Here is a 21,298-nt window from a genome sequence, read left to right on the forward strand (position 1 = left end):
TGTCTATTGACGCGACTATTTCTTTGGTTTAGTCGTCCAAGGTGTTACTCAATTGTGATTCGTAACAAAATATAGTGACGAAGTTTGAAGTCGTATTTAGACGCGGGAGTTGAAATGGGTTTGGGTGCAAGGCTTGGTGTATTGGTTTTGGCATGTCTTTTAGCGGTGCCGGCGGCTGCTCGAACAATATCAGACGCACAGGGCCGGGATGTTGATATCCCTGATAGCGTTGAGCGGGTCATTTGTTCTGGGTCCGGGTGCCTGAGGTTGCTGACCTATCTGCAGGCGCAAGAGAATGTGGTGGCCGTGGATGACATCGAGTCCCGCAGACGCAAATTTGATGCGCGCCCCTATGCCATTGCCAATCCCGAGTATGCCGAGCGTCCCATCTTCGGTCAGTTTCGTGGGCATGATAACCCTGAGCTGATCATGACGCTGGAGCCGCAGCCGCAGGTCATCGTCAAAACCTATGCCTCCAGCATGGGATATGATCCAGTGGAGTTGCAGCAGAAGACCGGTATCCCCGTGGTGGTGTGCAACTACGGAGATTTTGGCAAACTACGTCCGGCACTGTATCAGACGTTGCGCACCATGGGTGAATTGCTGGGCAAACAGACTCGTGCCGAAGAGGTGATCGCCTTCATGGAAGCGCAGATCAACGACCTGCGTCAGCGCACGGCTGACATTCCTGAAAAGGATCGCCGTTCCGCCTTTGTGGGCGGCGTAGCGTTCAAGGGACCGCACGGCTATCAGTCCACCGAGCCTGCCTATCCTCCTTTCTCCTTCGTGAATGTCGAGAATCCGGCCTACGACACCGGCCTTTCGGGCAAGGAACTGCGCCATTCGGATGTTTCCAAGGAAAAGATCATGGAGTGGGATCCCGATTACCTGTTCCTCGATTTGTCGACCTTGCAGATGGGAGACAAGGCTGGCGGCCTCTATGAGCTGCGCAATGATCCTGCCTATCGTACGTTGACCGCCGTCACAGAAGGCCGCGTCTACGGTCTGCTGCCGTACAACTGGTACACCAAGAACTACGGCTCCATCCTCGCCAACGCCTATTTCGTGGGCAAGGTGCTGTACCCCGAGCGGTTCAATGATGTGGACCCCGCGGCCAAGGCGGATGAGATCTACACTTTTCTCGTGGGCAAGCCTGTCTTCAGCGATATGCAAAAGATGTTTCTCGGACACGCTTTCCAGCCGGTTCAGGTGAACTGATGCATTTCTCCGATGGACAGGTACCGCTGGAATATCGGCGGTACATCGGCCTCAAGACCATGCTGGTCAGTCTGGCGGCGGTCGGGTTGGTGTTGGCGCTCATGTTTGCCGTTTCCATGGGCGCGTCGAATATCCCCCTTTCGGACGTTGCCCGTAGCCTGATGGGTTGGGTGGTGGAGCGGCGGTATGACGTCATCATCTGGAATATCCGATTGCCCCAGGCGCTGACCGCCATTGTGGCCGGAGCCGGGCTAGCCGTGGCCGGAACCACCATGCAATCAATTCTGCGCAACCCGCTCGGTTCGCCGTTCACATTGGGTATCTCCCATGCGGCGGCATTCGGGGCGGCCTTTTCCGTCATGGTACTGGACGGCGGCATCATGTCCTCCTCTAAGGCCGATGCCGTGAACGTGACCAGCCCTTACGTCACTACGGGCATCGCGTTCCTCTTCAGTCTTGTGGCTGCAACCGTCATTGTGGGCGTGTCCCGTTTGCGCGGCAGTACGCCCGAGATCATGGTCCTGACAGGCGTTGCCTTGGGCGCGCTTTTTACCGCAGGCACCATGTTCCTCCAGTTCTTTGCCGATGACGTGCAGTTGGCTGCCATGGTCTTCTGGACCTTTGGTGATACGGCCCGCGCCACGTGGACAGAGCTGGGTGTCATGACGGTCATCACCGTGGGCGCGTCCATCTACTTCATCGCCAATGGCTGGAACTACAACGCCATCGACGCAGGTGACGAGACCGCCAAGGGACTGGGCGTGCGTGTGGACCGCGTGCGCATGATCGGCATGTTGGTAGCGTCGCTGTTGACGGCCGTGCTCATCGCCTTTCTCGGTATCATTGGGTTTGTCGGACTGGTGGTGCCGCATATGGTACGCCGCGTCATTGGTTCGGATCACCGCTTTCTGTTGCCTGCGTCCTTCCTGTGCGGCGGGCTTCTTCTGTTGTTGTCAGATACGGCGGCCCGACTCATTCTGGCGCCGCACGTCCTTCCGGTTTCGGTCCTGACGGCGTTTATGGGCGCACCAGTATTTATCTACCTCATTATCAGGGGGCAGCGGCGATGATTCTTTCCGTTTCCGATCTCGATTTTGAATACAGCGGTCGAACCGTGCTCAAGGATGTGGAGTTCGGCGTAGATGGTGGTGAACTGCTTGCGATTCTCGGTCCCAATGGCGTGGGCAAGACCACGCTACTCAAGTGTATCAACGCCATTCACTCGCCGTGCTCCGGCAAGGTGATGGTGGAGGATCGTGACGTACTTTCCATGACGCCGGACGAGATCGCCCTTGGCATTGGTTATGTGGCCCAGCAGAGTGAGGGCTCACGGCTTTCCGTGTTCGACGCCGTACTCATGGGGCGAAAACCCCACATTGTCTGGCGGGTGAGTGAAAAGGATTTGCGCATGGTGGAGTCGGCGTTGCGCCGCTTGCATCTCAACCACTTGTCGCTTCGTTATATCGACGAACTGAGTGGCGGGGAGTTGCAGAAAGTAGCCATTGCCCGTGCCTTGGTGCAGGAGCCGCGGCTGATGTTGCTGGACGAACCCACCAGTTCTCTTGATCTCAAGAGTCAGGTGGATATCCTGACCATGTTGCGCAGGGTCGTGGATGAGCATCGCATCGGCGCGGTAATGACCATGCATGACCTGAATACGGCGTTGCGATATGCCGACAAGGTGCTATTTCTCAAGAACGGACGTATCCATTCCACTGGGCCGACCTGTGCCGTGACATCTGCGGTGGTCGAAGAGGTCTACGGTTTGCCCGTCCATATCCATACCGTTCAGGGGCACCCCATGGTGGTCCCGGCGGCCTAATCAGGAGATAACAATGAAGTGTAATATTTCCCCGGAACGCATCGATCAGACAATTGCCTTTCACGGTCACTCCTGTCCCGGACTTGCCATCGGTATCCGTGCCGCCGAGCTTGCATATCACCTGCTTGGCGACCCTGCCGATGGCGAGTTCGTGGCAGTCTCCGAGACTGACATGTGTGGTGTGGACGCCATTCAATTTCTGACAGGTTGTACCTACGGCAAAGGCAACTTCATCCATCGCGATTATGGCAAGAAGGCCTTCTCCTTCTTTGATCGCAAAGCCGGAAAAGGGTTCCGTGCCGTGCTTACGGATAACGCCAAGCCTGTCCCGGATCAGGACAAGCGCGCCGCCATGCTCGAATATTTCATGACGGCTGATCTCGACGAGTTGTTCAGCATCTCATGGTTGGATTGCCCACCGCCCCGTCCCGCCCAGATTCTCGAAAGTCTTGTCTGTGATCATTGCGGCGAGACAACCATGGAGTCCCGGACCAGGCGCTATGCGGGCAAGACCTGCTGCATCCCGTGTTTCGATAAGGTGGAGCAGAAGATTTAGAAAGAAATATAGGATGCCGCTGCGCGGCAATTGTCGGGTGATTTCGCCTCCGGCGGCCAAAGGGCTATACCCTTTGGAATCCCATTGTGCGCCTATCGGCGCGAGAACAGTTTGTGTAAAAAAGAAAGCTGCCTGCTTCAACAGAAGCAGGCAGCTTGATTTCTCATAGAGCCGTAAGGCTTGTGAGAGTGGTGTAGCCGCTAGGCGACGAGTGCAATTGAAGCGGAGGCGTAGCAACGCTACGGTGAGCATTCAATTGTGCTCGGCAACGACGCGGATGCGCCGCTATCACAAGCCGCTAGTCGTCAAAGTCACCCTCAGGGCCCTTATCGGTGTCAATGGCGGCAGCCTTGGCCTTGATCTTTTCCTCGGTCCACTCAGCGGCGTCTTCAAACTTCTCAACCTTGGGGCCGAGGTCATAGGAGTTGGCCTTGAGGATGAGGTCCATGGCGATGTCAGCAGTGCCATCCGCATTGAAGACGTCAACCAGCAGGTGGTGAACGAAATCTTCAACCGCAGCGGACATGCGTTCGCGGGTGGCGGCGTCCTGACCCTGCCAGCGGCGCTCGAAGGGCAGGTTGAGCTTCTTGTAGTTGCCACCGGTGATGCCGTTGGCGTCGGCGTACTCGACCATCTCGTTCCAGAGAGCGTCGGACAGACCTTCGCCGGCAACCTTATCGAAGCGACCGTCTTCGGTCATGATGGCGTTGCCGAAGTCGTTGACGCGTACGCCCCAAGCGATCATCTGCAAAGCAGTGGCAACGTTGGCCTTGGTAGTGCTGGTCTTGGCAGCGATCTGACGCAGGCGTTCGGAGTCGTTACCGGAGGTGCCGTGCTGAGCGCCGGAGGTTCCGTAAGGAGCCAGAGCGGCGTGGATGTCAGCGGTCAGGTCAACCTGGATGCCTTCACCGGAAGCCTCGATGCCGTGAGTGGTGCCGTTGTTCAGGGCGATCCAGTCAGGGCAGATGCCGTGGGCGTTCAGACCTTGGCAGAGGAATTTGGCTTCCACCGGGGTGGACAGGCCGAACTCACCCTTGATCTCACCGATCTCAGTCTCGTAACCGGCCCAGGTGGGGATCACGGAAGCGACTTCGATGTTGGCGAGCATGTTCAGGTCGTCGGTCATGTGGGAGGCATCAATGGCAATGGAAGTGATGCCGGTGTCGAAAAGGGACGGGATTTCGGCCTTGGCCTCGGGAACGTCTTCCCACTTCTTCATGAAGTAATGGTCTGCATGCACGGCAACCGGAATGGTGATGTTGTGCTTGTTGCAGATGTAATCCACGCGGCGGGCGATGTTCCACAGGGTTGTGGGGCAGTAAGTTGCCTCGCTGCGTGCGATTTCAATGATGATGGCGGCATTGGCGCGCTGGGCAGCCTTGAGAGCGCCCTCGATGATGAAAAGGTTACGGCCGTTGGCTGCAATGGTCATTGCCTGGCCTTTTTCGATCATGGCACGGTCGATGACCTTACCGCTGACGATCAGCGCCTGGGAGCCGGGGAAGTTCTGGACAACGTTCGGCGGGCGGCCGACAGCAAGTGCTTTACGAAATGTATCTTGGGACATAGCCCTTCCTCCTTAACGGAAATTGATGTGCGATGGTGTCGAATCACTAATTAAAACCAATTGTACTGAAAAGTCAAAATGGAACGAGGGGTTTTGCGAGATTATAACGCACTCTCCGAGAGCCACGGGCACGGCTGACTCATAATGAGTCTGCCGTGCCCGAGTCCCGAGAGGAGTTAGGATGGGATGTGTTCGACTACATGGTCGCAGCTTGGCGGCGCACGCGTTCGGAAGTGCCGGACGCACGCTTCGGCTTGCTGGAGGACTCCACTCCATCCAGCGGCATCAGCGTATAGCCGAGTTCGCGGGCCATGAATTCGAGAATGGAGACGTTGTGCGTCGCCTTCACGATGTCGAACATGGTCTCCGCACCAAGCTTGGCGTGGTTGTCGAACGGGTTGAGTTCACGAAGCAGTGTGGAATACGGCTTCTTGATAACACGGCAAACGTCTTTTGCCGGCACTCTGCCTTCCAAAACGATGTCCTGCATCTTTTTGGTCAGATCCTTTTCAAACATGCTTTACCCCCCACATGTTGGAATTTCTGCCTTATATGAGAAGTTAGCTTATTTTTTTCTTTTGCGTCAACGAAAAATGAATAAACGAGCGTTTGTTTTCAATCTTGTTTCAGATGACACCTGAAAAAATATAATAACGGCGGCCCATTGTGGTGCCGCCGTTACGATAAAAAGACAAAAGTTTTTCGGGGGAGGATGCTACAGTGCGAAGCAGAAGGTCAGCTCGTTGGTGTCGTCGACGCGTTCGTAGGAGCATCTGTCGGCCATGTGGGTGACAAGCAGGATGCCTACGCCGCCGATGCGGCGTTCGTCCACATCGGTGGAGAACTCAGGCGTGTCTCCTTCGAGCGGGTTGAATGGTACGCCGCGATCACGAACAGTGACGCAAAATGTGTTGTCCGTGACGGCACAGTCCACGTCCACGTTCCCGGAGTCGCCATTGTAGGCGTACTTGGCAACGTTGACGAGGATCTCCTCCAGCACGAGGTCGAGGCGAGGCTCCATGGGCGTCGTCAGTCCGGCCTCGCGAGCGTGGGCGAGAACGTAGTCTCGAATTCCTGGCAGCATGGCCAGGTCTGCCGTGGTGGTATAGACCGGCATGCGTTAGCCTGCCACGGCTTCGTCGACGGTCTTGAAGACGGGAAACATGGCGGTGAATCCGGACATGACAAAGACTTCTTCGACAATGCCGTTGAGTCTGCAAAGGGCGATATTTCGCTGATTGCCCTTGAGCTTCTTGGCAAGGGTCAAAATGGAGCGGAGTCCTGCGGAGCTGATATACTCAAGGCCCTCAAAGTCGAGGACCACGTCGCCGCCTTCGGTGGAAGCCCACTCGTCACTTTGTTTTTCGAAGTCGCTCGAGGTGACGGCATCGAGGCGGCCTGTGACATTGGCGACGATCTTGCCGCCCTGTTCCGATTGCGTGATATTCATTTGGTCTCCTTACTTGTCTGCTTCGCCCATGAACTGCATGGCCAGCATGGTTATGTCGTCTGATTGTTCCGCGCCTTGGGCAAAGACCTTGATGGATTCGTCAATGGTCTTGATAAGGGCGGGCGCCTGATGATTCTCCTGATTGTTCAGCAGTGACATGAGGCGGTCTTCTGAGAAGAGGTTTTGGTCCGGGTCCATGGCCTCGGTGACGCCATCCGTATAGATGAAGATGATGTCGCCGGGATTCATGGTCATGGTAGCGGTGGAGTACTCCATGGTATCCATGATGCCAGCCACGGGCTCGCCAAGGGGCGGAATCCACTCTGGGCTGCCGCCGCTGGGAATGTATACGGGCGGGTTGTGACCTGCGTTGGCGTAGCGGGTCTCGCCTGACTCGATGTTGGTGATGGCCAGGAAAAGGGTCACGAACATGCATGATTCGTTTTCCTCTGCCAGGTCCGCGTTGACCTTGGTCAGCACCTCGCCGGGATCAAGGCCGCGCTCGGACACGACCTTGAGCAAGGTTTTGGTCACGGCCATGAAGAAGGCCGCAGGTACGCCCTTGCCGGATACGTCACCCACGAGGAAGCAGAAGTGCTTGTCGTCCACAAAGAAGAAGTCGTAGAGATCGCCGCCCACTTCCTTGGCCGGCTCGATGGAGGCGTACACCTCGAACTCCTCGCGTTCCGGGAAGGCCGGGAAGAGCTTGGGCAGGATGCCCATCTGGATCTCACGGGCAATGCGAAGCTCCGACTCAATACGCTCCTTGGCCGCCGTGGTGGTGGTCAGGTTGGAGATGTACTCCTTGAGCGAGGTCTTCATGGTGCGGAAGGAATCGGCCAGATCGCCCACTTCATCCTTGGTGGCGATATCCGGGAGCTTGAGATCCAGATTGCCGGAAGCGATTTCCAGCGCAGAAGCGGATAATTCGGTGATGGGCTGGGTTACGCGCCGGGCAATGATGATGACGATGAAAGCAAGGGCGGCAAATCCTACAAATCCGATAAGTGCCATGGTTTTGGACAGGTTGTGGACGTCCGCCAGCATTTCGCTTTTGGGGAAGACGAGTCCCAGTGACCAGCCGCCGTTTTCCAGGCCTGTGTAGTAAAGATATCGTTCCTGTTGATTGTAGGAGGTGTCCAGAAGCACGAAGTCCTGTTTGCCCTCCACCATGTCGCGACCGATCTTCCTGAGCTGGCTGCTTCCTGCCTCCTCGGCAAGAGAGAAGATCGTCTGGTTCATGATCAGGTCGGACTCTGGGTGCGTGACGATGGTCCCGTACCGGGAAAGGAGAAATGCGTATCCGGTGTCGAACAGCTTGATGGACGCGATTTTCTTCTGGAGCCATTCAAGGGAGATGTCAGCGGTGACAACACCTGCGAAGACTTTCTCGCCGTTTATGGTGCGGTAGAAGGGCACGGAATAGGTGGCCATGAGCACGTTGCCGCCACCTTCGTCGTTGTAGGGCTCTGTCCAGATGGCCCGCTCCAGCTCCTTGGGCAGTTGATACCAGTCCATGTAGAAATAGCGATACTGGGGGCTGCCCAACATGTTGAAACCAATGCGGCCGCCGGAGCGATAGTGATACGGGGCGAAATAGAGCTTGGTCTTATCGAGGAAATACGGCTCAAAGGCGATGGCCATGGCGTAGATTTCCGGGTTGTTGGCCAGCACTCGACGGTTGAGGTCGAGGATCTCTTCTTGGGTGAGGGTTGCGTCCTCAAGCGAGAAGGCGATGTTCTTGGCGATCTTTTGTACACCGGAAAGAACTGCGTCGATCTGGCTGGTGGTCTCGTGGGCGACGCTTTGTGAGTGTGCCTGAGCCTGTCGCAGGATGATGCCGCGAGAGTACCAGTAGTTGTATGCCAGGATGGCGCACAGAATGACGAGGGCGCAACCGAGGATTGCGAGGATAAGTTTAACTGCGAGACCGTGGCGTTTCATCGGACCGGCCCCCTGTAGAATTCGGGAAATAGTGGGGCCTTATCTATGAAGTCCATCTCGATAAGCGTGTCCTTAACCCGTTCGTATTCAGCCTGCTTCAGGATTCCCATGGACTTGGTGTCGTCGCCGTAGATGATGTTTTCCATGCGGGCCAGCATCCAACGCTGGTGGGCCCTGTTGGCCGGGACCCGCGCCTCTGTCATGCGGCGCATTACGCTTTCGATGGCTTCATCCGGATGATTGAACGCGTACATCCAGCCGCGGGCTGTGGCTTCGACCAGAGCCTTGACCACTTCGGGCTTGCTGTCGGCTGTCGATTCCAGGCAGTAGATACCGTCTTCAGGGAAATCGAGATCAAAGTCCCGGTAAAAGAATGGGCGCAGTTCATCCTCTTCCAAACCGTAGTTCAGGAGGGTGTGGTATTCATTGTACCACATGGCGGATGCTGCCTGAACGCCACCACGCATGAAAAGGTCCAGCGAGTCGGACTGTGGGATGATATTGACGTTGATGCCCTTTCTTTTGAACAGAGCACGTCCCTGCACCTGAAATTCATTGGCCCAGAGGCCTATCTTTTTGCCGCCGAGATCGTCGAGAGAGTTGATATTGGAGCTTTTGAGCGTGACGAGCATGAGGGCCGAGTGCTGAACGAACTGACCGACGTTGACGATGGGCAGGGAGGCACGTTTCATGAGGCCCGTGGAGAGGAACATGGTGGCGAAATCCGCCTTGCCGCTTTCCAGATATTCGCTGGCAAGGATGTCGGGACCGCCATGGTAGATTTCTACTTCCAGCCCTGCTTCCTTGTAGAGCCCCTTGTCCTCGGCCATGTAGAATCCGGCGAATTGCGCCTGTGGCAACCACTGCAGGACAATGGAAGTCTGTTCCTGGGCGCGGACATTGGCGGCGACCAGCAGAATGACCAGTATAAGGAGAGGGATGATTCGTTTGCTGTGTTGCATGATGCCCTCTATTTCCCGACCGCTTCGCTGAATTCTTTCACGGTATCTTTCCATGCCTTGGTGTTCGTTGTCCCTTTCCATGCCAGTCGGGGGTCCATCTGAACTATCAGCGTATCCTGTATGACCTGATGCATTGCGTAGCCCAGTTTGGAGAGCTTGCGGATGGAGCCGAGAATCAGCGGCTTGCTGATGCCTGCCGCATCGATTTTCTTGAGGCTCACCACGATGTAGTTGTTGAACTTGACGTTGGCCAGCAGGAAACTGAGAGCCTTTCGATCGCTGTTGTTCAGTCGCTCGTCATTGGTGATGGTCAGCAGCATTCCCTGATTGCTGGAGATGGAACGGTTGGTCTCTATGGTGGGTTTGAGCTTGTCTTCCTGATCGGCGATGGACAGGATGCCTCCATCCAGAAACGCGTAGTCAAAGTAGCCGTAGCTCTCGAGGAAATATTGGAGCCAGCGAACCTGCTTGCCCACAGCGTCAAAGAACAGCAGCTTCTTTTCGGTCCAGATGCGGGAAACGACCAGCTCCATCAGGGAATCCAAGGGTATGTTTCGGATATGCGGGAGCTTCGGAACATCCTCGCGCTGGAACGGGTCGCGGATATCTATGACTATGGAATTCCCTGCTTCTGCTTCTTTGGCAAAGGTCGTGTAATCATGGAGCCGCTCGTTGAACTGGCGGTCCGAAATGATTCGGTTGGGCCGGGCCGGAGTCTCGCCCATGAGCGTCGCTTTGTCGGGAGCGGCGAGAATCCAGTCGAAGATGCCGCCGTCGTATACATAAACATCGGTGAAGCCCAGAGAGATGGCGAGCTGTGCTGCCTGATAGCTTTTGGCGCAGGTGTGCCCATTGCAGTAGAAAATGAGCGGGGTGGGGTCGTCCTTGGGACGGAGGCGCTCCAGTTTCTCTGGAAAGGCCGGATCATTGAGCGGGAGCAGGAAGGCCCTGTTGATACGGGCCACGTCGTACTCAAACCGGGACCGGATATCCACCACGCGAGTGGAGAAGTAGTCGTCCAGCAGTTGCTCCGTGGTGATGTACGGTACCTCCGGGTAAAAGGCGCGCAAGGGGTAGGAGTCCCCTTCGCTTGCCATTGCCGGAAGAGCCATCAGTATAGCCGCAAGGGCTATACACAACATGCTGCGGACGTGAACCATGGCTATTCCTGTCCTGTGAATTTTTCGAGGAAGTGACTGAACAGCGTGCCGATGGTTGGGATGCTCTCCGACAACCGGTGTCCATCAGGCAGGATGTGCAGGTCGGCACGGTGCTGCTTGGAAAAACGGATGGAGCCGTCCACATCAACCACGTCGTCCTGCCAGCCGTGAACCACGGAAATGGTCTCAGGCAGGTTGGAGAAGACATGGATGGCGTAGCCGGGCAAATAAAAGGCCGGCGCCAGCAGGAACAGGCCTGCGACATCAAGCTGTTTGGCGGCAGCGGCGGCAACGTAACCGCCCATGCTGGAGCCAGTGAGAATGACCGGCCCGGGAGCGTCTTGCAGTGATTCAACGAGGAATTCCACACGGTCATCCGGGTTTTCCATGGACTGGAAATCAGGGGCGTCGAGGGTGAGGCCAGCGTTGGCAGCTATTTCGGAAAGTGCCTTGCTCTTGTCTCCCCAGGGCTGGCTGAGGGATCCGTGGCACCAGATCAGGGTCGCTTGGGTCATACTCATGCTCCGGTTTGTGGGTGTTTGATGGGATCGTATTACACAGAGTCTAATCGTTCAATGTATTCGGAAAGAACCTTCAATATTTGCTGGACATGTTCCGGGTCATTGCCGTTGTCCACCGCATTCTTGAGCGCGTCTCCGTAGCCGGAGACAGTCTCGAGATTTAACATCTCCCCCTGTTGGCTCAAGGTGTTTGCCTTTTCCAGCAGGGTAGGGATGTCCTTTTGATCAACGGCTGCAAATGCCGCCAATATCGTTTGCCGCAAATCCTCGGGGGCCAAGGATGCTGTGGGAGCCTCCTGTTCTGGTGTTGAGCCCTGAACAGGGTCTGCCGTTTGTTCGGAGGTGTTGTCAGGCTGCGTAATGGCACGAAGGCGGTCGAAGAGGGTGCTCTTCTTCACAGGCTTGGCTACGTGGTCGTTAGCTCCTGCCGCAAGGCACTTTTCCGTGTCTTCGGGGTGGGCGAATGCGGTCATGGCGATGATGGGCGTCGGGGGCAAGTTCTGGGCCGCCTCCCACTTACGGATGGCGCGGGTGGCCTGATAGCCGTCCATTTCCGGCATTTGAATGTCCATGAGCACAACGTCGTACTGGTTCTCGTGGAACAGCTCCAAACCCGCTTCACCGTTTTCTGCCACCGTCAGGGTGCAGGGTGAATTCTGCAGGTAGGTCTGGATGACAAAGGCGTTGTACTTGGAATCCTCCATCATGAGGATGTTCAGCGTCGGCAGTTCGGGGGCCCTGGTGACGGCGACGGTTTTACTCACAGAGGGAGCACTTATGGAGAGGGGAGTGAAACAGGCCGTGAACAGGAAGGTGCTCCCATTGCCCACGGAGCTTTCGGCCCATATGCGGCCACCCATCATTTGCACCAACTGTTTGCTGATGGCCAGGCCGAGGCCCGTGCCGCCAAACTTGCGGGTGGTGGAGCTGTCTGCCTGGGTGAATGACTCAAAGATGGAAGAGAGCTTGTCCGGAGGGATGCCCGGGCCTGTGTCCATGACAGAGAACTGGATCAGCACGTCGCGACCGGTGGTGTTGGGAGTCTTCTCCACCAACAAGTGAATGGTGCCGCTGTCAGTAAACTTCAGGGCGTTGCCGAGCAGGTTGAGCAGAATCTGGCGCAATCGGGTGGGATCGCCTTCAAGTCGGTCCGGCACATCCGGGGTGATGAAGCAGGAGAATTCCAGTCCCTTCTGCTGGGCCTTGGGTTCCACCACGTTGCATGCCTTATCCACGGTCTCGGACAGGCTGAAGCTAGTGCTCTCCAAAGTCAGGTGGCCTGCTTCGATCTTGGACAGGTCGAGGATGTCGTCCAGAATCTCCAGCAGACTCTCGCCAGCGGTGCGGAAGACCTGAACATACTTGGCCTGGTCCTTGGTCAGTTCTGTCTCCCACAGGATGTCGGCCATGCCGAGGATGGCGTTCATTGGCGTACGGATTTCGTGACTCATGCTGGCCAGAAAACGGCTCTTGGCAAGGTTGGCGACTTCGGCGGACTTTTGCGCCGTGCGAACCTCTTCCAAGGCTTGGTTCAGGGAAATGTTTTTTTGCTTGAGCTCGTCAGTGCGTGTCTTGACCGTGTTTTCCAGCGCGTTCTTGTGATCCGCCAGCCGGGTGTTGGCCTCGCGCAGGTCCTGAATGAGATGGCGAACGGATTCGCGCATGTCGTCGATGGCGCGGGCAAGGGTCCCCAGCTCACCGGGGAGATTGGTGTTGATGGGAGCTTCAAGTTCTCCGTCGGCAATGGAGATGGCTGATTCTTCCAACTGCTTGAGTGGTCCGAAGATGCGCTTGCGGGAAAAGAACAGGGTGGTCTGCGAAATGGCAAGGATCAACGCCATTCCGAGAGCGAGAGTGCCCAAGGCGTTGACCAGCAGGTCGTGTCGGTAAGTGGCGGTATTGGACGCAATATTGAAGGTGCCGATCCATTCGCCGTACTTGCGGATCTCCACTGTGCGGGTGCGGAAGTCGCTGTCTTTTTCAAAGGACTGGAACGAGCGGCCTGCGAACCGGGGTTTGGCCTTGGAGGCCATGGTTTCCCGGCCGGTGACAACCTGTGCGAAGACCACGGATTCGTCTCGAAGTACGGCATCAATGAAGTCGCGAGCCGAGGCGTGGTCCACCTGCCATACTGCCGAGGCCAGGCTGGTCTCGCCCAGCAGGGCGATGCCGTCGAGACGATGCTCTACCTGCCTGTTGAGGCGGTAGGCATTGAATATGATAATGGCGGCGGAAAACAGGAGTACGACGACGGTGGTTGTGGCCGTCTGTACGAGTGCTGCTTTCCTGCCCAGAACGTCTGAGGCTCTTCGTCTGGGCTTCTGATCCTTGTTCATTGTCTACTGCCGTGGTTTGAAAGAGAAACGAATCACCTATTTCATATTGGTTTCGTTGATATTGTGCAAGCTCAGGGGCAAAAAATCCTGCTGATGTTTCGGGCTTGCAGGTCAAAAACGAACGAAAGAGTGTCTGGTGGGTGTTTCAATTCCTCTTATGCCCATCGGCAGACAACAAAAAAGGTCGGAACAAATCCGACCTTTTTTGGGAGGAGGTGTATAAGGGTAAGGTTTTTTTGTTTAGGCGTGGCCTCTGTCCAGGGAGTAACCCATTTCAGTGGCCATAAATTGGAGGGGGCGGACGTCAGAAGTTACCTTCATGATTTCCAGCAGGGTTTCGGCACCCAGCTTGGCGCTGGCGTCGAAGGGATTGATTTCGCGCATCAGGGTAGAGTATGGCTTGTTGATCTTCTCAGCTACGATCTTGGCCTGAATGCCGCTATCGAGGATGCAGTCCTGAACCACCTTGGTCACGTTCTTCTCAAACATATCGCCCTCCACATGGGTTGGTTTCACAGTCTCATGCAGGCTCCCCTGCTGTTTCGCTCTATATAGCAACGGGCGTGCCAGTGTGGTGTTATTTTGATTATATTCTGAAAAGACTAATGGTTATAAAAAGTCTAAATTTTATTAGGGTGATTGCATCTGCATATTAGATGTGTCGCGCGACACGTTGCATGCGACATGTTTGCGACATAATGCGACGCATTGAGTCATTTTTGCGACAGTATGTATTGTGGTGCGACAGCGAGAAGAGGAGAAAGGGCGAAGGGGAAAATTAAGAAAATTAACCACTGAAAAAGGGAGCCGCGTGAGCGACTCCCTTTCAAGGGCCCGGCGAAACCGGGATCCGAACCTAGAGGCAAGGCTGTTTAGGTGGGTTGCGGTCCAATCCTTTTTTGCCGTTGGAGGTGTTCGGTTCGGCCTTAGGAGTTCGAGTTACCTGTCCAGTCCTGAGACCAGGACTTCCAGGACTCGAGGTATTGGTGCCAACACTGGCGGCCAATTATGATGTCCATGATCTTGGTGATATTGATATTGGAAAACATATTGGTTCTCCTTTTTCTCTTTTGGTTTAGGTTGATTAAATAAAATCAGTCCCTACGTTTGCTAGGCGTTTTATCAACAGCCGTCCTAGCTTTGGCTGTTTGTCAGGCTGCGTTCCACGTGGCAGATGGTCTCCTCGTGAAGCCCCTCCGATTGGTAGGGGGTCAACAGCGAGGTACGGACACTACCGACGATGTTACCGTAGATGATCAGTGCGGTCTGCTTGATCGGCAGTTCGCGGATCGTCCCGTCGGCGATACCCTTGGATACGCATTGTTCCAGCAACTCAATGAAGGTGCGGAACTTCACAGCCACCTTGGCGGCGTCAACGCCGGGTTCCATGTGGCTGAACGGGGAGCAGCGGAGCAGGATGGGAAACCTGGTTCGGTACTCCTCGGTGAAGTCAAAGTAGGCGGTCATGTAGCTCTTGATGTTATCAAGACCGGTCAGTTCATCGTTAAGAGAGGCCTGGAGCCTGGCGATGATACGATCCGCCATGTCAAACCCTGATGCGAGAAACAACTCCTGCTTACTGCCGAAGTAGTGGGAGACCAGACCAAAGGAGACATCGGCGCGGCTTGCAACGTCTTTGACCGTTGCTCCGGTGAAACCCAGCTCCCCAAAAGCTTCCTGAGCAGCTGTGAGTATTGCTTCCTTTTTTGTCATAGTACTTCCTTTTTTCCCTGCGTTCAGGGTTAGATTGATCGTGCAATCAATCCGTTGATTCAGGTATAGATTGATCGTGCAATCAAAGTCAAGCGATTTCGGAAAGAACGCGTTATAATTTCCGATTTTAACGCATAATATGTTTAAATCATTAAACTAATAAATTTGAGTTTTATCGCGTTCGGGGGTTTAGTTAACTGTATATGGTCTAACTGTCCATAACATTATTGTAGAACGCATTGGGAGTGTTGGTGTCTCGGCAGCGGTAAATGTAGGGAATCGCGAGGTGGCCGTGTGAGAAATTCAAGTGCGTGTTTGAATGCAGAAAATAGATAACTGCCTAGTTTGTAAACGAATTTGATGGAACATTGATTAATTCTGCGTGCATCGCCTGAATGCATAAAAAAAGGGCGGGAAGCATCTAGCTTCCCGCCCTTGTCGGCTACAATTGTGTAGGGCAGTTAGCCCATCTTTTTCTTCACCTTGGCCCAGGTGTCGCGGAGCGTGGTGGTACGGTTGAATACCCACTTCTCTCCGGCTACGTGATCCTTGCTGTCAGCGCAGAAGTAACCGGTGCGTTCAAACTGGAAGTTGGTGCCGGGAGCCATGTCGGCCATGGCAGGCTCGACGTAGCACTCGGAGAGCACTTCCAGGGAATGGGGATCAACGTAGTCTACGAAGGTCTTGCCTTCTTCTGGTGCGTTAGGATTCTCGCAGGTGAAGAGGTTGGAGTAGTTGCGAACCTCGGCCTTGAGGCCCTTGGCAGCGGAGACCCAGTGCATGGTGCCCTTGACCTTGCGGCCGCCTTCAATCCAGCCGCCCTTGGACTCGGGGTCATAGGTGGCGCGGATCTCGGTAACGTTGCCGTCAGCGTCGGTCTCGAAGCCGGTGCACTTTACGTAGTAGGCGCCGCGCAGACGGACCTCGCGGTCCGGGCCCATGCGGAAGAATTTCTTGGGCGGGTCGATCATGAAGTCGTCGCGCTCAATCCATACTTCACGGGTGAAGGGCACGGTGCGGGTGCCATAGGACTCGTCCTCGGGGTTGAGGCCGATTTCAAACTCGTCCACCTGATCTTCGGGGTAGTTCTCGATGACCAGCTTGACCGGATTCATGACGCCCATGTAGCGCGCTGCGCGTTTGTTCAGATCTTCGCGGACGCAGGCTTCGAGCAGGGCGTAATCCACCATGGAATCAGCCTTGGCCACGCCGATGCGTTCGCAGAAGTCGCGGATGGATTCCGGGGTGAAGCCGCGGCGGCGGAAACCGGAGATGGTCGGCATGCGCGGATCGTCCCAGCCGGAAACGTGGCCTTCCTGCACGAGCTGGATGAGCTTGCGCTTGGACAGGACAGTGCCGGAAATGTTCAGGCGAGCGAACTCGTACTGGTAGGGGCGGTTGTTGAAACCGGGCAGCGCAGCCAATTCATTATATATGGCTTCGTTCTCGCCGAAGAGCTCGGGCTGCTTGAGGCCTTCCATGAGGGTATCAACGCACCAGTCGTAGAGTGGGCGGTTGTTTTCGAACTCCAGCGTGCAGATGGAGTGAGTGATGCCCTCGATGGCGTCAGACAGGCCGTGGGTGAAGTCGTACATGGGGTAGATGCACCATGCGTCACCGGTGCGGTGGTGGTCGGCGTGCTTGATGCGGTACAGGGCCGGATCACGCAGCATGACATTGGGTGCGGCCATGTCGATCTTGCCGCGCAGGATGCATTCGCCGTCCTTCAACTCGCCGGAGCGCATTTTGCGGAAGAGCTCGAGGTTCTCCTCCACAGTGCGGTTGCGGTAGGGGGACTCGACACCGGGCTCCTTGAGGGTGCCGCGATTTTCGCGAATCTCGTCAGCACTCTGATGATCTACGTAAGCCTTACCCATTTTAATGAAGAGCTCGGCGATGTAATACAGCTTCTCGAAGTAGTCGGAAGCGAACGGGTTGTTGTCCCACTCGAAGCCGAGCCAGGACACGTCCTCGCGGATGGAGTCAACGTACTCCACGTCTTCCTTCACCGGGTTGGTGTCGTCGAAGCGGAGGTTGCATTTGCCCTGATAGTCGCGGGCCAGACCGAAATTCAGGCAGATGGACTTGGCGTGTCCAATGTGCAGGTATCCATTGGGTTCCGGGGGGAAACGAGTGTGCACACGGCCTTCATATTTGCCGTTCTCGTTATCCTTGTCGATGATGTTCCGGATGAAATCTTTGCCCTTTTCAGGTGCGTCAGGAGTGTTGCTCATCAATAGTTCCTTGCTGTGTATTGGTATCCCTGCCGGGGTATATATCGGAAAATGGGCGGAGTGCGAAATGATTATCGCCGCCGGGGTATGGAAATACGGCAAATCGGGTGAGCGGTCAACGCAGTGGTGCGACGCTGAAAAAAATGTCCAGCTTCTGGACGCGTTCCATTTTTTCGTGCATATAAACCGTATGTTAGGGGAATATATAACGCGTTTTCTTAGTCTTGTGCTGCTTGTCTTGATGATGGGCGGTGCAGCCATTGCCGAAGAAGTCAAAGTTGGCATTGGATTTTCCATTCCCCCTTACGTGATAAAGAACAATAATTCCGGTCTGGAAGTGGAGATCATCCGCTCTTCTTTGGCCGCTGCCGGTCATGCCGTCCAATTTATCTATCTTCCCAATCTTCGTTTGCCCGTGGAATTCGCACAGAACAATGTGGACTGTGTCGCTGCCAATGCGTCCTATGATCTGGCCAATGATTCCGGCCGTCCCGTGAGCCGATCGGATGAAACTCTTTCGCTCCAGAACTATGCCATAACCTTGTCGCGAAACGGGCTGGTTATCAATTCATTGCAGGACTTGGGCGACAAGCAGGTGTTGGCATTCAATAACGCTGTTAAGTATCTCAGTCCCACCTTCGCCGCCATTGCCGGGGCCAATCCTCATTACTCCGAGTTGGCCGACCAGTCCCTTCAGGTCCGTATGCTCTATTCAGGGCGCACCCAGGTAGTGGTTGCGGACAAACGGATATTCCTGTGGTGGCGACAACAGATATTGAATTCCAACCTTGCTGATGACGTGGATATGCTTGTCCCGTTGAAGTTCCACGCCATTTTCCCTCCCTCTCCTCGCCGTGTGCATTTTGGCAGCAAAAGACTGTGCAGCGAATTCAACAACGGCTTGGCGACGATCAAGAAAAACGGTCTCTATGATCGCATCATGGAACGCTACGTAAAAACCGATATTTAGTCGTATCCTCTCGCATCATCTCATTATATTTTCCTACCTTTCAGATTAATAATGGTTCACGAGTTGTGGCCGTGTTATGGTCTGCACCTGTTGTATTGATTTGATAACGCCATCGGATTCGGTGGTCGATTGCCATAGGAGAGGGTGTATGCGTTTTTCGGATGTTTCCATCAGCGTGAAAATAATCGGGAGCTTTCTTTTCATTGTTCTGCTTTTTCTGGCGACCGGGATTCTCGTCAAGGTCTTCCAGAATGCGACCGTGAACTCGGCCAAAGTGATGGAGACGTCGCTGGGCATGAAGATCGCAGTCCGTTCCGACATGCAGATGATCATGGAAATTCTCGCGGGTAACGACGATAAGGGCTTGGACAGCACCCGTGCAGAGCATGAGCAGTTTTCCAAAGAGTATGAACTCCTTTCGGATGATATCCTGAAGTTGTCTGGAGACGCCCGGGTGCAGGATACGGTTGAAAAGGCGCGGAGTCTCCATGCATCGGAATTTGAGCCTCGCATCGCCAAGATTTACTCCCTGAAGAAAGATTCTCTTCAGGCCTTGAGGGATCTGGATAAGGCCATGGTGCAGATGGAGCTGGCTTTTGACGAGGTCGTCACGGTGAGTGAGCAGTTTGAAGAGACGGCATCCAACAGCGTGGACGAGCGCCTCAATGCAGGTGCGGACGCCTTTGAAGTCCTCTCCAAGGAGTTGTCCTGGGTGGATATCGTCATGGAGATCAAGGCCAATCTGGCAGTGACCCGAATTACAATTGAAGAATTCGTTCAGGGTGAAGACCCTGATGAACTGAATGCACTGGAAAAGGAATACAAGGAAGATGTTGCAGCATTTGACGTGTTCGCATCGGCCCTGATCAAGGGTGGAAGCGCATTCGGGGATATTGTCGTGGCCGTGGACGATCCCGCTTTGGTGCCACTTGCCAATAAGCTGGATGAAGTACACGACAAGGTGTTTCAGCCCGCTGCTGCAAGAGTGATGGAGATGCACCGCAAGTATGCGGATATCAACGTTGCCCTCGCTAAGGAAGATGCCGCTGCTGACGAGGCGGGCGAATCCTTATTTGAAATGATAGAAACCGTTGAGGCTTACGCCAAGAAAAACATGGACGGAAGAGTCGTGGATTCCAATATGGCGCTCCTGTCTGGCGTCGGCGTGTCCATGCTGCTTGCGCTTGGTCTTGGGCTGTTCCTCTCGCGCAAAATTACTCGTCCCTTGCAGGTGGCATTGGATACCTCCAATGTCATGGCCGAGGGTGACCTCTCTCGTAATGTCGAGTCCGACAGCAAGGACGAAACCGGACGGATGCTCAGCTCCATGGGAGCGATGCTCCACAAGCTGCGTGACGTGGTGTTCGGTGTGAACGATTCCGTAGAGCAGGTGGCCGCTGCAGGCGAAGAGCTCGCTTCCACGGCGCAAACCCTTTCCCAGAATAGCACCGAGCAGGCTGCCAGCATTGAAGAGCTGAGTGGCTCGGTGGAAGAGGTTACTTCCTCCATTGCCCAGACAGCCAGCAATTCACGGGAAACCTCCAATATCGCCAATACGGCGTCCGGCAAGGCTGTGGAGAGTGGTGAAGCCGTCACCCATGCGGTTACGGCCATGAAGGAGATCGCCGACAAGATCAGCATCATCGAAGAGATTGCCCGTCAGACCAACCTGCTGGCCCTCAACGCCGCCATCGAAGCCGCTCGTGCCGGTGAGCACGGCAAGGGGTTCGCAGTGGTTGCCGCCGAGGTGCGCAAGCTGGCAGAGCGAAGCGGTCAGGCCGCTGGCGAAATCAGTGAGCTGTCCTCCAATACGGTTTCCGTGGCTGACAAGGCCGTGAACATGCTGCACGAGCTGGTCCCGGATATCGAGAAGACCGCAGAGTTGGTCAGCGAGATCAGCGCGGCCTGCGAAGAACAGGATTCGGCCATCAAGCAGATATCCACGGCCCTCGATGGCGTGGAGCAGGTGACGCAGGCTACAGCCTCTGCCTCCGAGGAAATGGCGTCCACCGCAGAAGAACTGTCCAGCCAGGCCGAAGGGCTTCAACGCATGATGGACTTCTTCAATACCGGACAGCAGTCCGCCGGCATGACGCGCAAGGCGCCTGCCGCACTGCCGCCCGGTGGAGACGCTGGTCTGGAACGATTTTAGAACACCACATGAATGATGAGCCGGGGCGTGATAAATCACGCCCCGGCTTTTTTTATTGGTTTACTGCGTGTTGCCATGTGATAGGCGATGCTGTAACTTGTTCTCGTTGCAGCGGAATTGGCCGCTGTTTTTCAGCCGATCTCCCCGGAGGACGTCATGAGTCTCGTTACGCTGCCTCATTCCGATGAAGATTACGCCACTTTTGTGGACCGGAATCTCCATAAATTCATCCCGAAGTTTAAGGGGTACTCCGTCAATCCCACCGGATTCCATCCCGGATGGAACTGGGCTGCGTTCTTCTTCACCTTCTGGTGGTTTCTCTACCGGAAGATGTACATGTGGGCCGTGATCTGCTTCATCACCCTGTGGCTTCCCTATCTCAACCTGCTCATCGTCATCGGCTGGGGTGTTGCCGCCAACAATCTTTACTACAAACACGCCAATACCAAGATCGCCGAGGTCAAGGCGTTCCATGGCGACGGCTATCGCATGTACCTGCGCGATGCCGGCGGCGTGAACGGTTGGGTACCCTGGGTCGGGCTGCTTGTTTCGGGCGGTTTCATTATTCTCTTGCTCCTGCTCGGGGTGCTGGGAGCCGCGTTCATGGCAGCCACCTGAAAGGGTGTCTGGTTCGAATTGTTTATGACGCCGGGGCAGAGCGTTTCGCTCTCCTGGTTGTGTTCAATGATTGGA

The 21,298-nt window shown here is 55.4% G+C and carries 20 protein-coding genes; 7 read left to right on the plus strand and 13 right to left on the minus strand.

Annotated elements, in window-relative coordinates; translation table 11 throughout:
* The first annotated feature begins 267 nt into the window (after nt 1-267).
* Genes HFN16_RS09875 through HFN16_RS09890 form a run of 4 tightly spaced genes read left to right on the plus strand, consistent with a single transcriptional unit; the run spans nt 268 to nt 3,596 of the window.
* The gene (locus tag HFN16_RS09875) at nt 268-1,218 is read left to right on the plus strand and encodes an iron ABC transporter substrate-binding protein (RefSeq protein ID WP_348771045.1); all 951 of its coding nucleotides are present in this window, start codon (nt 268-270) and stop codon (nt 1,216-1,218) included.
* Entirely contained in the window at nt 1,218-2,288 is a 1,071-nt protein-coding gene (locus HFN16_RS09880; RefSeq protein ID WP_168890594.1) for an iron ABC transporter permease, read from the plus strand. Before HFN16_RS09875 ends, HFN16_RS09880 begins: the two co-directional genes overlap by 1 nt.
* Complete coding sequence (locus HFN16_RS09885) at nt 2,285-3,040, plus strand: ABC transporter ATP-binding protein (protein ID WP_168890595.1); 756 nt, start codon at nt 2,285-2,287, stop codon at nt 3,038-3,040. The genes HFN16_RS09880 and HFN16_RS09885 overlap by 4 nt, the downstream gene beginning before the upstream one ends.
* A 13-nt stretch (nt 3,041-3,053) precedes the next feature.
* Nucleotides 3,054-3,596 carry an FmdE family protein gene (locus HFN16_RS09890; protein ID WP_168890596.1) on the plus strand — a complete coding sequence of 181 codons (543 nt, stop codon included), beginning with the start codon at nt 3,054-3,056 and terminating at the stop codon, nt 3,594-3,596.
* A 298-nt stretch (nt 3,597-3,894) separates the two neighbouring features.
* Here the strand turns inward: HFN16_RS09890 and HFN16_RS09895 are convergent, their stop codons facing one another.
* From HFN16_RS09895 to HFN16_RS09950, 13 genes are all read right to left on the minus strand, one after another.
* Nucleotides 3,895-5,163, minus strand: coding sequence for a class II fructose-bisphosphate aldolase (locus tag HFN16_RS09895; protein ID WP_168890597.1), 1,269 nt, complete (start codon nt 5,161-5,163; stop codon nt 3,895-3,897).
* 196 nt (nt 5,164-5,359) lie between these two features.
* Nucleotides 5,360-5,680 (minus strand): phage regulatory CII family protein, encoded by a 321-nt coding sequence (locus HFN16_RS09900; protein WP_168890598.1) that lies wholly within the window; start codon nt 5,678-5,680, stop codon nt 5,360-5,362.
* 198 nt (nt 5,681-5,878) lie between these two features.
* Nucleotides 5,879-6,280, minus strand: coding sequence for an ATP-binding protein (locus HFN16_RS09905; RefSeq protein WP_168890599.1), 402 nt, complete (start codon nt 6,278-6,280; stop codon nt 5,879-5,881).
* A 3-nt stretch (nt 6,281-6,283) separates the two neighbouring features.
* Entirely contained in the window at nt 6,284-6,613 is a 330-nt protein-coding gene (locus tag HFN16_RS09910; RefSeq protein ID WP_168890600.1) for an STAS domain-containing protein, read from the minus strand.
* A gap of 9 nt (nt 6,614-6,622) precedes the next feature.
* On the minus strand, nt 6,623-8,557 hold the full coding sequence (locus HFN16_RS09915; protein WP_168890601.1) for a SpoIIE family protein phosphatase: 1,935 nt from the start codon (nt 8,555-8,557) through the stop codon (nt 6,623-6,625).
* Nucleotides 8,554-9,519: an ABC transporter substrate-binding protein gene (locus HFN16_RS09920; RefSeq protein ID WP_247648301.1), complete on the minus strand. Its 966-nt coding sequence runs from the start codon at nt 9,517-9,519 to the stop codon at nt 8,554-8,556. The genes HFN16_RS09915 and HFN16_RS09920 overlap by 4 nt, the downstream gene beginning before the upstream one ends.
* An 8-nt stretch (nt 9,520-9,527) precedes the next feature.
* The gene (locus HFN16_RS09925) at nt 9,528-10,679 is read right to left on the minus strand and encodes a rhodanese-like domain-containing protein (protein WP_168890602.1); all 1,152 of its coding nucleotides are present in this window, start codon (nt 10,677-10,679) and stop codon (nt 9,528-9,530) included.
* A 2-nt stretch (nt 10,680-10,681) separates the two neighbouring features.
* A complete protein-coding gene (locus HFN16_RS09930; RefSeq protein WP_168890603.1) occupies nt 10,682-11,194 on the minus strand; it encodes an alpha/beta fold hydrolase in 513 nt (170 codons plus the stop codon).
* Nucleotides 11,195-11,232: 38 nt separating this feature from the next.
* A complete protein-coding gene (locus tag HFN16_RS09935; protein ID WP_168890604.1) occupies nt 11,233-13,536 on the minus strand; it encodes an ATP-binding protein in 2,304 nt (767 codons plus the stop codon).
* A gap of 240 nt (nt 13,537-13,776) precedes the next feature.
* Entirely contained in the window at nt 13,777-14,025 is a 249-nt protein-coding gene (locus HFN16_RS09940) for a phage regulatory CII family protein (protein WP_168890605.1), read from the minus strand.
* A gap of 437 nt (nt 14,026-14,462) precedes the next feature.
* Nucleotides 14,463-14,585, minus strand: a complete 123-nt coding sequence (locus tag HFN16_RS18980) for a hypothetical protein (protein ID WP_269459700.1) — start codon at nt 14,583-14,585, stop codon at nt 14,463-14,465.
* An 85-nt stretch (nt 14,586-14,670) separates the two neighbouring features.
* The gene (locus HFN16_RS09945) at nt 14,671-15,249 is read right to left on the minus strand and encodes a TetR/AcrR family transcriptional regulator (protein ID WP_168890606.1); all 579 of its coding nucleotides are present in this window, start codon (nt 15,247-15,249) and stop codon (nt 14,671-14,673) included.
* A gap of 461 nt (nt 15,250-15,710) precedes the next feature.
* Entirely contained in the window at nt 15,711-17,483 is a 1,773-nt protein-coding gene (locus tag HFN16_RS09950) for a glutamine--tRNA ligase/YqeY domain fusion protein (protein ID WP_168890607.1), read from the minus strand.
* 67 nt (nt 17,484-17,550) lie between these two features.
* Between HFN16_RS09950 and HFN16_RS09955 the strand changes: the two genes are divergently transcribed.
* The 3 genes from HFN16_RS09955 to HFN16_RS09965 all read left to right on the plus strand — a co-directional run bounded on the left by HFN16_RS09955 (nt 17,551) and on the right by HFN16_RS09965 (nt 21,223).
* The gene (locus HFN16_RS09955; RefSeq protein ID WP_168890608.1) at nt 17,551-18,453 is read left to right on the plus strand and encodes a transporter substrate-binding domain-containing protein; all 903 of its coding nucleotides are present in this window, start codon (nt 17,551-17,553) and stop codon (nt 18,451-18,453) included.
* Between the two features lie 148 nt (nt 18,454-18,601).
* Nucleotides 18,602-20,605, plus strand: coding sequence for a methyl-accepting chemotaxis protein (locus HFN16_RS09960; protein ID WP_168890609.1), 2,004 nt, complete (start codon nt 18,602-18,604; stop codon nt 20,603-20,605).
* Between the two features lie 156 nt (nt 20,606-20,761).
* Nucleotides 20,762-21,223, plus strand: a complete 462-nt coding sequence (locus HFN16_RS09965) for a DUF2628 domain-containing protein (RefSeq protein ID WP_168890610.1) — start codon at nt 20,762-20,764, stop codon at nt 21,221-21,223.
* Nucleotides 21,224-21,298: the final 75 nt, after the last annotated feature.

It is taken from the genome of Pseudodesulfovibrio sp. zrk46 (assembly GCF_012516435.1).
GTDB lineage: Bacteria > Desulfobacterota > Desulfovibrionia > Desulfovibrionales > Desulfovibrionaceae > Pseudodesulfovibrio.